Source organism: Pseudonocardia sp. DxW (assembly GCF_058448985.1).
Genome location: NZ_JBZFLK010000014.1, coordinates 105,721 through 118,220, shown reverse-complemented (window position 1 = coordinate 118,220; position 12,500 = coordinate 105,721). Strand labels below are relative to the sequence as shown.

Below are 12,500 nucleotides of genomic sequence, written 5' to 3'. Positions count from 1 at the left end.
GTCGTGTTCGGATCACGTTCTTCCGCCGGAACCCGCTTTCCGGATTGTGGAACGGCTGGAGGCCACCGTGACCGCTCTGTTCTGTTCCGGCGACGCGATGCGCGGCGGGCGCCTGCACCACAACGTCTCCGCCCACCCGTTCCGCGGGGCCGTCCGCACCGCGCCGCACTACCGGATGTACTCGGTGCGCGACGAGTTCCCGGCGCTGGTCGAGGACCCGTCCGGCGGCGTGCCGCTGGCCGGCGAGATCTACGATGTCCCGCTGTCGGCGATCCGCACCGACTTCCTGCCGGACGAGCCGCCCGAGCTGGAGCTCACCGTGATCGAGCTCGACGACGGCCGGGACGTACTCGCCGTCGGGCTGCGGCCGGGCGTCCTGGAACGCCAGGCCGGCGAGCTGACCGACATCACCGGGCACGGCGGCTGGCGGGCCTACCGCGGCCTGCCCGAACCGGGCTGAGCCGTGCCCGCCCCGGTCACCCTGCCGCTGCCGCTCACCGCCAACTGCTCGATCCTGTTCCCGGACCTGCCGATCACCGCGCGGCCCGCCGCCGCGGCCGCCGCCGGGTTCGACGCGGTCGAGTTCTGGTGGCCGTTCGACGACCCGGTGCCCCGCGACGCCGAGATCGACACGTTCGTCACCGCGGTGTCCGACGCCGGCGTCGTCCTTTCCGGACTGAACCTCGCCGCCGGGGACATGGCCGCCGGTGAGCGCGGCATCCTGTCCGACCCGGCCCGGCGCGCCGAGTTCGCCGACAACCTCGACGTCGCGGTCGGCATCGGGGCGCAGCTCGGCAGCACCGGGTTCAACGCGCTGTACGGCAACCGGCTCGACGGCGCCGACCCGGCCGCGCAGGACGAGACCGCCGCGGAGAACCTGGCACTGGCCGGCCGGGCCGCGGCCCGGATCGGCGCGGTCGCGCTGCTGGAGCCGATCAGCGGCATCGACCGCTACCCGCTGCGGACCGCCGCCGACGCCGTCGCCGTGCTCGACCGGACCGGCTCCGGCGACGTGCGGCTGCTGCTCGACGTCTTCCATCTCGCCGTCAACGGTGACGACCCGGCCGCCGCGATCGACCGGTACGCCGGCCGGATCGGGCACGTCCAGATCGCCGACGCACCCGGCCGCGGCGAGCCGGGCACCGGGAACCTGCCGATCGCGGCGCTGATCGACCGGGTCGCCGCCGCCGGCTACCGCGGCCGGATCAGCCTGGAGTACCGGCCGGTGACCGCCGACCCGTTCGGCTGGCTGACCCTGCCCGCGCCCCGCCCGAGCCACCGTGAGGACCGTCCGTGACATCTCCCGACCCGTCCCTGGTCGATCTCGCCTCCCGCGCGCTCGGCGGCTCCGTCGTCGCCGCCAACGACGAGTTCTTCGCCCACCGCGAGAACCTGGTCACCGTCGCGCCGCCCCGGTTCGACCCGGACGAGTTCGGCCTCAAGGGCAAGGTCTACGACGGCTGGGAGACCCGGCGGCGGCGCGAGCCCGGGCACGACTGGGCGATCGTCCGGCTCGGCGTCCCCGGGGTGCTCGATCACGTCGTCGTCGACACCGCGTTCTTCACCGGGAACTACCCGCCGGAGATCGCCGTCGAGGCCGCCGCCGTCGCGGGCCATCCCTCCCCCGACGAGCTGGCCGCGGCCCGCTGGCACGAGATCGTGCCGCGCTCGGCCTGCGCCGGCGACACCGCGAACACCTACCCGGTGCACGACCCGCACCGCTTCACGCACCTGCGGCTGATCATGCACCCGGACGGCGGGATCGCCCGGTTCCGGGCCCGCGGCCGGGCGCTGCCCGATCCGCGGTTCCTGGCGGGCACCGTCGACCTGGTCGCCGCCGAGAACGGCGGCCGGGTCACCGGCTGCTCGGACGCGTTCTACTCCTCCCCCGGCAACCTGCTGCTGCCCGGATCGGCCCGGCACATGGGCGAGGGCTGGGAGAACGCCCGCCGCCGCGGCGGCGGCAACGACTGGGTGGAGTTCGCGCTGGGCGCCGCCGGGGTGCCGCGGTACGCCGAGATCGACACCACCTGGTTCGTCGGGAACGCGCCGGGCCGGGTCTCGGTCGCTATCCGGGACGAGCGGGCGGGCGGCGGATGGACGACGCTGCTGGACCGGGAGCGGGTGCAGCCCGACACCCGGCACCGGTTCCCGCTGCCCGGCGCCGGGGCGGCGACGCACCTGCGGCTGGACGTCTTCCCGGACGGCGGCCTGTCCCGCCTGCGGCTGCCCGGGGAGCTCGACGACGCGGCGCTGGCCGCCGCGGCGGACGCCTGGGCGCGGACCGACCCGGACGCCTGAGCAGGCGGCGCGGGCAGCACGACCCCGGCCGTCACCCGGTCAGCACGACCCCGGCCGTGACCCCGCGGGCGCGGCCCCGGCGAACCCGCCCCGCGCGGCCGCCCGCGGCCGCGGGACGGCGGCCCGGCCGGTGAGGTCGCGGACCGCGGCCTCCGCGGACGGGTAGGCGCTGCACCGCAGCAGCACCTCGTGGGCGCGCAGCGGCAGCAGCTCGGCCCGCCCGCCACAGCCGGCGAGGTGCACCCGCACGCCACCGTCGCGGGAGCGCGCGGCCACCTCCCCGAGCGTCTCGGTCGCGGCGCCGTCGAACTCGCCGACCCCACCCAGGTCGAGCACGACGTGCGCCGGAGCGGTGCCGCAGGCGCGCTGGGCGTCGACCAGCCTGCCGATCGCCTCGACACCCCGGCGGTCCAGCCTGCCGGTCACCCGGACCAGCCGCACCCCCGGCGCGGCGGTCTCCACAGCGAGCCCGGTCACCTGGTCGTCGCGCACGTCGCCCTCCTCCTCGTCACGCGGCCCGCGCGGGCCGCTCATCGGGAGCGTTCCCGGTCGGCCGCCGGTCACACCGGCGCTCGAGGCTGGATCGATCCGCCGGAACCGGTCCCCGGCGATTCACTGGCCGGATCGTCCGGTCGCGTGATATACATCACCGACTGTCGGCCTGGACACGGACGTCCCGGTCCGGAAGGGACCTTCGGCCCTGCTGACCGACCGGGCGCCGAGTCACCCTTGTCGGCCGACCTCGGGATCGGCACCCCGCAGGACCACCACCCGTCGCTGGGGAGCGGGCGGGTGGCGCCCCATGGCCGGGGCCGGCGCGTTCGGGACCGCCGGCCCCGGCCATCAGGCCGGGCCGCCGATCCTGCGCGGGCGAGCCGCACCGGTCAGCCCGACGGCGACCGGCCCGAAGCCCGCTGCAGCGGGTGCGCGAGGTGCGGGCGGAACCCCGGCCGCACGGCGGGCCGGCCGGCGGGCGGCGGCGCGGACGGCCCGGGAGCGCTGCGGAGCCCGCCCCGGGCGACCGCGGCGAGCATCTCCAGGACCGCGTCGAGCGACGGATAGCCGCTATCCGTCGAGCGACGGATAGCGGCCGTCGGGCAGCGGCTGCAGCTGCCCGCGGGTCACCCCGCTCACCCCCCACGCCTCCGCCTCGGCCAGCACCTGCCAGCGGAACGCGGGCCAGCGCAGTCCGGCCAGCACCCGGGCGAGGTTCTGCCGCAGGCGCTCCGCCTCCGGCCGCTCGGCCGCCGGGCGGGCGACGGGCTCGGGGACGGTCGGCACGGCGACCAGCCCGGGCCGGGCGGGACGTACCGGGGGTGCGGCGGGGACCGGCCGGTCCGGACGGCCGGGCCGCGGAACGGGCCGGGTCACGCCGGACGCCCGCACGCGGTCCGCCGCCGGACACCGGCCGGGGAGCTGGGCTCGGGTTGCACGATTCACCGCCTGGGAACACCGCCGCCCGGCCGCCTCGGGTGACGGCCGCAGGTCAGCGGGACACGCACGATCGAGTGCGGGTCAGGACACACGGCCGCCACTCGTGGTGGCTGCCGTTCAGTCCCGGTAGCGCTGCTCCAGCTCCCGGATCTCGCCGAGCCCGACGAGCTCGGCGAACGGGTCGACGCCGCCGAGCCGGTCGAGCATCGCGGCGGGCGTGCCGTCGGTGCGCAGTACCCGCAGGAACTCGCCCATCGCCGCGGTGGCCGCCAGCAGGGTGCCGATCGGGAACAGCACCAGCGCGAAGCCGAGCTCGGCGAGCCGGTCCCGGGACAGCGGCGGGGTGCGTCCGCCCTCCGCCCAGTTGAACACCAGCTTGTGCCCCTGCAGCGCGGTGGCGACCTGCTCGATGTGCGCCTCCGAGGTGGGCGCCTCGACGAAGAGGAGATCGGCGCCGGCGTCGGCGAAGCGCCTCGCCCGGTCGATCGCGGCGTCCAGGCCGTCCACCGCCGCGGCGTCGGTGCGGGCGATGACCAGCAGGTCCGGGTCGCTGCGGGCGTCGACCGCGGCCCTGATCTTCGCCGCCATCTCGCCGGCCGGGACGACCTGCTTGCCCGCCATGTGCCCGCACCGCTTGGGCATCACCTGGTCCTCCAGGTGCAGCGCGGCGACCCCGGCCCGCTCGTAGTCGCGCACGGTGCGGATCACGTTGACCGGGTTGCCGTAGCCGGTGTCGGCGTCCGCGATCAACGGCAGGTCGACGGCGTCGGCCAGCCGGGCGGCGTGCGCGGCCATCTCGGCCCCGCCGAGCAGGCCGACGTCGGGGCGGCCGAGCAGGCCGGCGGTCGAGCCGAAGCCGGTCATGTACGCCGCGTCGAACCCGGCCTGCTCGACCAGCCGGCCGGACAGCGCGTCGTAGGCACCGGGGGCGAGCACCGGCTCGCCGGAGTCGAGCAGGGCGCGCAGGCGGGCCCGCCGGTCGCCGGGCTTGCTGAGCAGATCCCCCACGGCAATCCTTCCCTCGTTGTGTACAACCGCCCCCAGCCTGCCTGGGGAAGGCGGGCGTGAACACCCCTTGGTCCCGCGTCGGTGACCTGACACACTCCGCGGTTGCATACAACGGGAGGTGCACGATGACCGAGGGCGCACCCCGCCGGGCGTCCGAGCGGGCCCAGGCGACGCTGCGCGAGGCGATCCTGTCCGGCGACCTGCCGGGTGGGGCGCATCTCGGCGAGGTCGAGCTCGCCGAGCGGCTCGGGCTGTCCCGCACCCCGGTGCGCGAGGCGCTGTCCCGGCTGGCCGCCGAGGGCCTGGTCGAGCTGCACGCACACCGCGGCGCCCGGGTCACCCGGTTCACCGAGGCCGACCTGGAGGACGTGTTCGACGTCCGCCGCGCCCTGGAGCCGCGCGCCACCGAGCGGGCCGCGGCCCGGGCGAGCGCCGCCGATCTCGACGAGCTCGACGCGCTCGCCCGGGACATGCTCGCGATCGGGTCCCCCGGCCCGGGCCGGGACCTCGACCGGCTGGTGGAGCGCAACCGGCTCTTCCACGCCCGGCTGCTGGAGATCGCCGGCGCACCCACGCTCACCGCCGCGCTGGCCGGCGTCGTGCACGCACCGGTCGTGCTGCGGACCTTCCACAGCTACGACGACGCGTCGCTGGCCCGCAGCCTCGCCCACCACGTGGAGATCGTCGCCGCGCTGCGGGCCGGTGACGGCGGCTGGGCGGCCGCGGTGATGGTGTGCCATCTCGCGAACGCCCGCGCCGTGATGACCGCGGCTCGGGGGGTTCTCCCCACTGCCCCGAGTGGTGTGAACCGGAACGATGACCGTTCGTGACCGAAACCCGGCCAGCGGCTCCCCGAGATCTCTCCGACCGGCTCCGCCATCCCGTCCCGCACCTGTTCGTCTACGCCTTCGCGATCGTCCCGGCGATCGCGCTCGTCGCCGCCGTACCGCTGTCCTGGGGCTGGGGCCTCACCTGGCTGGACGCCGGTCTCGCGATCGGGATGTACGTGGTGTCGATGCTCGGCGTGACCGTCGGGTTCCACCGGTACTTCACGCACGGCTCGTTCAAGGCGAACCGGGCGCTGCGGATCGCGCTGGCGGTGGCCGGCAGCCTGGCCGTGCAGGGCCCGGTGCGGCACTGGGTCGCCGACCACCGCAGGCACCACGCGCACGCCGACGCCGAGGGCGACCCGCACTCGCCGTGGCGTTACGGCACCTCACCGGCGGCGCTCGTCCGCGGGTTCTGGCACGCCCACATGGGCTGGATCTTCGATCGCTCGCTCACCGATCAGCGCCGGTTCACTCCAGATCTGCTCGACGACCCCGACATCGACCGGGTGCACCGCGCCTTCTCCGCGCTGACCGTCGCGTCGCTGCTGGTACCCGCGCTGATCGGCGGGATCGTGACGGCAAGCTGGTGGGGCGCGCTCACCGCGTTCTTCTGGGCCGGGCTGGTCCGGATCGCCGTGTCGCACCACGTGGCGTGGTCGACGAACTCGATCTGCCACCTGGTCGGCGAGCGGCCGTGGCGGGCCCGGGACCGGTCCACCAACGTCTGGTTCCTGGCGATCCCGAGCATGGGCGAGTCCTGGCACAACCTGCACCACGCCGACCCGACCTCGGCCCGGCACGGCGTCGGCCGGTGGGAGATCGACATCTCGGCGGGCGTCATCCGGCTCTTCGAGCTGCTCGGCTGGGCGCACGACGTGCGCTGGCCGACCGAGAAGCGACTGGCGAGGCTGGCCGCCGACCGCCCGGAGCAGGCGCCCGCGGCATGAACCGGACCGGTGCACCGGCCACCGGGGCACCGGATCGGCGCGCCCGAGGTCAGCGCGCCGGAGATCAGCGGACCGGCACCACGTGCACCGGCCCGTCGGTGTGCACCCGGCAGACGTCCCCGGCCCGCCAGCCCTCCCCCGCCGCGGCCCGCACCCGGACCGCCGGACCGCCCTCCGGACGCGCCGTCACCAGCAGCGCCTCGCCGAGGAACTCGACCTGCTCCACCGCGGCGAGCGCACCCGCCTTGCCGGGGCCGGTCTGGGCGGTGAGCCGCAGCTGCTCCGGCCGCAGCACGGCGAGCACCTCGCCGGCCGGGCAGCCGGGCCGCAGCGGCGCCGATCCGAGCGCGGTGCTGACCCGGTCGCCGGTGGCGGTCCCGGGCAGCAGCGCCGCGTCGCCGACGAAGCCCGCGACCCGGGCGGTCGCCGGGGTCGCGTAGAGCTCGCGCGGCGCGGCGGTCTGCTCGAGCCGCCCGTCGTGCAGGACGGCGACCCGGTCACTCACCGACAGCGCCTCCCGCCGGTCGTGGGTGATCAGGACGGCGGTGGAGCCGGCGATCCGCAGCGCGGCGACGGCGTCCCCGCGCACCTGCTCGCGCAGGCCGGCGTCCAGCGCCGAGAACGGCTCGTCGAGCAGCACCACCTCCGGCCGCGGCGCCAGCGCGCGGGCCAGCGCGACCCGGCGGCGCTCGCCGCCGGAGAGCTGGTGCGGCATCCGGTCCGCCTTGCCGGCGAGCCCCACCAGGTCCAGCAGCTCGGCGACCCGGTCCCGGGCGGCGGCGCGGGCGGCCCGGTCCGGACGCAGCCGGGCCAGCCCGGTGGGCACCAGCCCGAACCCGACGTTGCCCCGCACGTCGAGGTGCGCGAACAGCGCGCCCTCCTGCGGCACCAGCCCGACCCGGCGGCGCTCCGGCGACACGTCGGTGACGTCCGCGCCGCCGACCAGCACCCGTCCGGCGTCCGGCCGGTGCAGACCGGCGGCCACCCGTAGCAGGGTCGTCTTCCCGCTGCCGCTGGCCCCCAGCACCGACACCAGCTCGCCGGCCCGCACGTCGAGGTCGACGCCGTGCAGCACGGGATCACCCCCGTAGCCCGCGACGATCCCGCGCACCGTCAGAGTCATCGGTCCCCCGTCGTCCCCGGTCCCCGGTCGGCGCCGGCGTCGCCGTCCGCCGGGCGCCGGCGCCCGGGCCCGCCGGGCCGGTCCGGCCGCTCCGTGCCCGCCCGCACCAGCAGCGCCGCCGGCACGCAGGCCAGCAGCAACAGGGCCAGCGCGGCCGGGGCCGCGGCGCCGTAGGCGCCCAGCGACGTCTGCGCCCACAGCTGGGTGGCGAGCGTGTCCGTCCCGGTCGGGCGCAGCATCAGCGTCGCCGGGAGCTCCTTCATGGCGGTCACCATCACCAGCAGACCGCCGGCCGCCACCCCGGGCCAGGCCTGCCGGGCCGTCACCGCCCACCAGGTCGCCGGCCCGGACCGGCCGAGCGTCCTGGCCACCTCCTCGGCCTCCACCGGGACCCGTTCGACGGACGCCCGGGTCGCCCCCACCGCCTTCGGCAGGTAGAGCACCGCGTAGCCGAACACCAGCACCGCGGCGGTCTGGTAGAGCCCGGGCACCACGGCCAGCGAGAAGAACACCAGCGACAGCCCGACCACCACGCCGGGCAGCCCCTGGCCGAGATAGGCGGTCGACTCGACGCCGGCCACCAGCCGGCCCCGGTACCGGGCGGCCAGCATGCCGACCGGCAGCGCCATCAGCACCGCGAGCAACGCCGCCGCGCCGGCCAGCAGCAGCGTCGACCAGGCCGCCGACGCCAGCCGGGCCCAGTCCACCGACACCCCGCCCGCGGCGACGATCCGGCCGACGAGCACCACCGGTGGCCCGAGCAGGGTGACCGCCGCGACCGTGCCGAGCCCGGTGACGGCCAGTGCGGTGCCGCCCCGGCCGAGCCGGGCGGGCGGGATCCGGTGCACCGCGGTCGTCGCACCGGCCCGGGTCCAGCGGCGCCGGGCGGTCCGCTCGGCCACCACCAGCAGCAGGGTCAGCGCGGCCAGCACCAGCGCCGTCACCGCGGCCCCGGTGCGGTCGATCGTGCCCTCGTAGGCGGCCTGCACCGCCCAGGTGAACGACTCGTAGCGCAGCAGCGCGGGCGCGCCGAAGTCGGACAGCGTGTACAGCGCCGCGAGCAGGGTCCCGGCGAGTGCGGCGGGCAGCGCCTGCGGCAGCGTCACCCGGCAGAACGCGGCGACCGGGCCGCGGCCCAGGGTGCGGGCGGCGTCCTCCGGGCCGGTGTCGGCGGCGCGCAGCGCGGCCGCCGCGGGCAGCGTCACGTACGGCGTGCAGGCCAGCACCAGTACCGCGACCAGCGGGACCAGGCCCCGCGACTCCGGCCGGACGGCGAGCACCGCGAACGCGAGCAGGTAGGACGGCACCGCCAGCGGCAGCGCGGCCAGCACCCACCACAGGCCCGGCCGGGGCAGCCGGACCCGGGCCAGCAGCGTCGCCGTCACCAGCCCCAGTACCAGGCAGCCGGCGGACACCAGCGCCACCAGCAGCGCCGAGTTGACCGCGAGGGTGACGGTCCGGGACCGGGCGAGCAGCGCCAGCACCCGGTCCGGGTCGGCCTCCGCGACCCGGACCAGCAGCCAGACCAGCGGTAACGCCGCCAGTCCCGCCACCACCAGTGCCGCGGCGACCAGCAGCCGGGGCGGCCGGGAACGCGCGGACGGGCCCGCCGGAACGGAGGGTTCCGGCGGGCCCGCGGGCCGGGGCACCGGCCGTCCCGGAGTCCCGGAACGGCCGGCGCCCGCGGTGCCGGCACTGCCTGCAGTGCCGTGAATGCCTTCAGTGCGGTGGAGCACGGTCAGAGCAGACCGACCTCGGTGAGCAGCTGGGTGGTCGCGTCGAGGTCCTTCAGGTCGGCCAGGTCGACGTCCGGCGCACCCAGCTCGGCGAGCGCGGGCATGTCCGCCGGTCCGGCGACACCCTCGATCAGCGGGTACTCACCGGTCTCGGTCGCGAAGTACTCCTGGGCCGGCTGCGAGACCAGGAACGCCACGAGCTCCTGGGCCTCGGTCGACTCGGCCGCACCGGCGAGGATCGCGGCGCCGGTCACGTTGACCAGTGCGCTCGCGGTACCCGGCGCACCGAACTTCAGCGCCGTGTTCGCCGGCGGGGTCTCGGCCGCCGCCACGTAGTAGTGGTTGATCAGGCCCACGTCCACCGCTCCGCTGTCCACGGCCTCCAGGATGGCAGTGTTCCGCGGGAAGATCTGCGGGTCGTTGTCCCGGATGTCGGTCAGCCACTGACGGGTGGCGTCCTCGCCGTCGATCAGCCGCATGGCGGTGACGAATGCCTGGAACGACGCGTTGGTCGGCGCGATCCCGACCCGGCCGCTCCACTCCGGCCCGGTGAGCTCCTTGACGTCGGCCGGGACCTCGGCCTCGGGGACCCGGGTGTTGTACGCGATCACCCGCGCCCGGCCGGTCAGGCCGACCCAGGAACCGTCGGTCGAGGTGTACTCGGCCGGGACGGCACCGGTCACGTCGTCGGGCAGCGGGGCGAACGCGCCGCCCTCGGCGAGCGCACCGAGCGCGCCGGACTCCTGGGAGAGGAAGACCTGCGCCGGGGTGTTCGCGCCCTCCTCGCCGAGCTGCGCGGCCATCTCGGTGGTCGAGCCGTACCGGGTGTCGACGGTGATGCCGGACTGCTCCTGGAACTGCTGGATCAGCGGTCCGATGAGCTCCTCGTCGCGCCCGGAGTAGAGCGTCAGGCTGCGCGGACCGTCCTCCTCCGGTGCCGGCTCGGCGGGGGTGGTGCCGCCGCCACAGGCGGCGACCAGCAGGGAGACGGTGAGGAACGCGCCGGCAAGCACGCCGCGTCTCGTCGATCGGGTCACGTGAGGGTCCTCCGAAGTTCGGTCGTACCAGCCCGGAAAGCCGGGAGTGTCCGATCACTCCCGTTCAGGGCGAGGGCAGGCTAACCTCTGGCCAGGTTCCCCGGGTCTCCCGAGAATTGAGGGGGTGCTCAGGCATGGTGCGGGTACTCCTGGTGGACGACCACCGTTCGTTCACCGATCTGCTGGCGCTGGGCCTGTCCGCCGAGCCCGACCTGTCCGTCGCCGGTGTGGCGCACTCGGTCGCCGACGCCCGCCCGCTGCTCGCGGGCGGCGCGGTCGACGTCGTGCTGCTCGACGTCCGGCTGCCCGGTGGCGGCCTCACCCTGCTCCCCGACGTGCACGAGGCGGGTGCCAGGGCACTGGTGCTGACCGCGCATCCGCGGGCCGCGCCCGCCCGGGAGGCGGAGGTCGCCGGGGCCGCCGGGTTCCTCGGCAAGGACACCCCGCTCGCCGGGATCCTCGCCGCGGTGCGCACGGTCGCGGCCGGCGGCGCCGCACCGGCCGCGCCCGCCGCGGACGCGCCGCACCTCACCCCGCGCGAGGCGGACGTGCTGGCCGGGCTCGCGCACGGCCGGGACGTCACCCGGATCGCCGGCCAGCTCGGGCTCTCGCTGCACACGGTGCGCGACCACGTCCGCGCCCTGCTCGGCAAGCTCGGCGCCCGGTCCCAGCTGGAGGCCGTGGTGGAGGCCGAGCGGGTGGGCCTGGTCGCGTTCGACCCGGAGGGCGAACCGGCGGCCCCGGCCCGGCCGCCCGGGCTGCCGTGACCGTCGTCCGCCGGACCCTGCTCCGGCACGCGCTCGCCACGCTGGCCGCGATCCTGCTGGTCTGCGCGCTGGTCGTGGCCGGCGTGTGGTGGCTCGCGCACGACGAGGCGGAACGGCGGGCCGAGCAGGTCTCGCACCGGGTCGCGGCGGCCGTCGTCGTGCCGCTGGCGGACCGCGACCTGGCCGCCGCCGGGCCGGAGGCGCGCAAGCGGCTGCTGGAGGACGTCGCCCCGTTCCGCACCGTCGGGATGGTAAGCCGGGTCAAGGTGTGGCTGGTCGAGGGGCCGTCGGCGCGGGTGGTGTTCTCCGACGAGCCGAAGGTCGAGGGCCTGACCCGGCGGTTCGATCCCGATCTCGCCGCCCGGCTGGACGGCGGCGCGGCCGTCGTGCTCGCCGTCCCGGCCGACGACGAGCACCGCTACGAGCAGGGCCCGAGCCAGCGCGAGGTGTTCCTCGGCTTCACCGACGCGGCCGGCCGGCCGGCCCGGCTGGAGGTCTACGTCCCGGTCGACGTCACCGGGGCCACCATCCGGGCGCTCGGCCTGCTGGTGCCGCCGGTGATCGCCGGCCTGCTGGCGGTGGCGCTGGCGGTGCTGCCGATGTCGGTCGCGCTGGCCCGCCGCCGGGACCGGGAGCGGGCCGAGCGCCGGGACGCGGCGCTCTACGGGCTGGCCGCGGGCGAGCTGGCCCGCCGCGACCTGGCCCGCCGGCTGCACGACGACGTCCTGCCCGGTCTCGCCTCGGCCGGGATGATGCTGGATCTCGCCCCGGCCCGCCCGGAGCTGCTGTCCCGGGCGCGGGAGAGCGTCGGCGACGGGATGACCCGGATCCGCTCGGTGCTCGACGAGCTGCTGCCCGACGAGATCGACGCGGCCGGGCTGCCCGCCGCGCTGCGGGCGCTCGCGGCGGCCGGTGAGCCGGTCGCCGCGGTCGAGACCGGCGCCACCGACGGGCTGGGCGACCGGACCGCGGTGCTGCTGCACCGGATGGCGGGCGAGCTGCTGCGCAACGCGCGGACGCACGCCGCGGCGGACCGGATCACCGTGCAGCTGGCCGTGTCGGGCGGGCCGGGCGGGCGGGCCCGGCTCACCGTGTCCGACGACGGCACCGGATTCGATCCCGACGCGCATCCCGCACCGGGCCACGTCGGCCTCCCGCTGGTCCGCCGGGCGGCCGAGGACGCGGGCGGCCGGGTCACCGTGCGCAGCTCGCCCGGGGCGGGCAGCACGGTCGTGGTGGAGCTGCCCGCGCCCTGAGCACCGGTGCCCGGTGTGCGCGGAAGCACGGTCGGCAAACTTGCACTCACTGCACGATTCT

General features: G+C 76.6%; 13 protein-coding genes. 7 read left to right on the top strand and 6 right to left on the bottom strand.

Translation table 11 applies throughout. The annotated features are described in order from the left end of the window. The first annotated feature begins 67 nt into the window (after positions 1-67). From ACVJO7_RS21870 to alc, 3 genes are read left to right on the top strand one after another with little or no spacing between them, the layout of a single operon-like run. Entirely contained in the window at positions 68-460 is a 393-nt protein-coding gene (locus ACVJO7_RS21870) for an allophanate hydrolase-related protein (RefSeq protein ID WP_344017705.1), read from the top strand. A 3-nt stretch (positions 461-463) separates the two neighbouring features. Next, positions 464-1,297, top strand: a complete 834-nt coding sequence (locus tag ACVJO7_RS21865; RefSeq protein ID WP_491674420.1) for a hydroxypyruvate isomerase family protein — start codon at positions 464-466, stop codon at positions 1,295-1,297. After that, on the top strand, positions 1,294-2,301 hold the full coding sequence (alc, locus tag ACVJO7_RS21860; RefSeq protein WP_491674419.1) for an allantoicase: 1,008 nt from the start codon (positions 1,294-1,296) through the stop codon (positions 2,299-2,301). Before ACVJO7_RS21865 ends, alc begins: the two co-directional genes overlap by 4 nt. A gap of 39 nt (positions 2,302-2,340) precedes the next feature. Here the strand turns inward: alc and ACVJO7_RS21855 are convergent, their stop codons facing one another. The 3 genes from ACVJO7_RS21855 to ACVJO7_RS21845 all read right to left on the bottom strand — a co-directional run bounded on the left by ACVJO7_RS21855 (position 2,341) and on the right by ACVJO7_RS21845 (position 4,743). After that, complete coding sequence (locus ACVJO7_RS21855) at positions 2,341-2,835, bottom strand: STAS domain-containing protein (protein WP_491674418.1); 495 nt, start codon at positions 2,833-2,835, stop codon at positions 2,341-2,343. Positions 2,836-3,366: 531 nt separating this feature from the next. After that, a complete protein-coding gene (locus tag ACVJO7_RS21850; RefSeq protein ID WP_491674417.1) occupies positions 3,367-3,672 on the bottom strand; it encodes a hypothetical protein in 306 nt (101 codons plus the stop codon). 180 nt (positions 3,673-3,852) lie between these two features. Continuing rightward, positions 3,853-4,743: an isocitrate lyase/PEP mutase family protein gene (locus ACVJO7_RS21845; protein WP_491674416.1), complete on the bottom strand. Its 891-nt coding sequence runs from the start codon at positions 4,741-4,743 to the stop codon at positions 3,853-3,855. 125 nt (positions 4,744-4,868) lie between these two features. On the opposite strand from ACVJO7_RS21845, the gene ACVJO7_RS21840 reads away from it, so the two are divergent. Together ACVJO7_RS21840 and ACVJO7_RS21835 are read left to right on the top strand one after the other, a co-directional pair. Then, complete coding sequence (locus tag ACVJO7_RS21840) at positions 4,869-5,573, top strand: GntR family transcriptional regulator (RefSeq protein ID WP_344017712.1); 705 nt, start codon at positions 4,869-4,871, stop codon at positions 5,571-5,573. Beyond that, complete coding sequence (locus ACVJO7_RS21835; RefSeq protein WP_491674415.1) at positions 5,570-6,520, top strand: acyl-CoA desaturase; 951 nt, start codon at positions 5,570-5,572, stop codon at positions 6,518-6,520. The genes ACVJO7_RS21840 and ACVJO7_RS21835 overlap by 4 nt, the downstream gene beginning before the upstream one ends. 64 nt (positions 6,521-6,584) lie before the next feature. On the opposite strand, the gene ACVJO7_RS21830 is transcribed toward ACVJO7_RS21835, so the two are convergent. The 3 genes from ACVJO7_RS21830 to ACVJO7_RS21820 form a co-directional block, all read right to left on the bottom strand. Further along, a complete protein-coding gene (locus ACVJO7_RS21830) occupies positions 6,585-7,643 on the bottom strand; it encodes an ABC transporter ATP-binding protein (protein WP_491674414.1) in 1,059 nt (352 codons plus the stop codon). After that, complete coding sequence (locus ACVJO7_RS21825) at positions 7,640-9,292, bottom strand: ABC transporter permease (protein ID WP_491674413.1); 1,653 nt, start codon at positions 9,290-9,292, stop codon at positions 7,640-7,642. Before ACVJO7_RS21825 ends, ACVJO7_RS21830 begins: the two co-directional genes overlap by 4 nt. Positions 9,293-9,381: 89 nt before the next feature. Next, on the bottom strand, positions 9,382-10,416 hold the full coding sequence (locus ACVJO7_RS21820; protein WP_491674412.1) for an iron ABC transporter substrate-binding protein: 1,035 nt from the start codon (positions 10,414-10,416) through the stop codon (positions 9,382-9,384). Between the two features lie 134 nt (positions 10,417-10,550). On the opposite strand from ACVJO7_RS21820, the gene ACVJO7_RS21815 reads away from it, so the two are divergent. Both ACVJO7_RS21815 and ACVJO7_RS21810 read left to right on the top strand, forming a co-directional pair. After that, entirely contained in the window at positions 10,551-11,183 is a 633-nt protein-coding gene (locus ACVJO7_RS21815; protein WP_491674411.1) for a response regulator transcription factor, read from the top strand. Then, complete coding sequence (locus ACVJO7_RS21810) at positions 11,180-12,439, top strand: sensor histidine kinase (protein WP_491674410.1); 1,260 nt, start codon at positions 11,180-11,182, stop codon at positions 12,437-12,439. The genes ACVJO7_RS21815 and ACVJO7_RS21810 overlap by 4 nt, the downstream gene beginning before the upstream one ends. The last annotated feature ends 61 nt before the right edge of the window (positions 12,440-12,500 follow it).

Coding starts and splice junctions, on each gene's coding strand:
- ACVJO7_RS21815 (WP_491674411.1), top strand. CDS start 10,551: ATGGTGCGGGTACTCCTGGTGGACGACCACCGTTCGTTCACCGATCTG.
- ACVJO7_RS21840 (WP_344017712.1), top strand. CDS start 4,869: ATGACCGAGGGCGCACCCCGCCGGGCGTCCGAGCGGGCCCAGGCGACG.
- ACVJO7_RS21830 (WP_491674414.1), bottom strand. CDS start 7,643: ATGACTCTGACGGTGCGCGGGATCGTCGCGGGCTACGGGGGTGATCCC.
- ACVJO7_RS21855 (WP_491674418.1), bottom strand. CDS start 2,835: ATGAGCGGCCCGCGCGGGCCGCGTGACGAGGAGGAGGGCGACGTGCGC.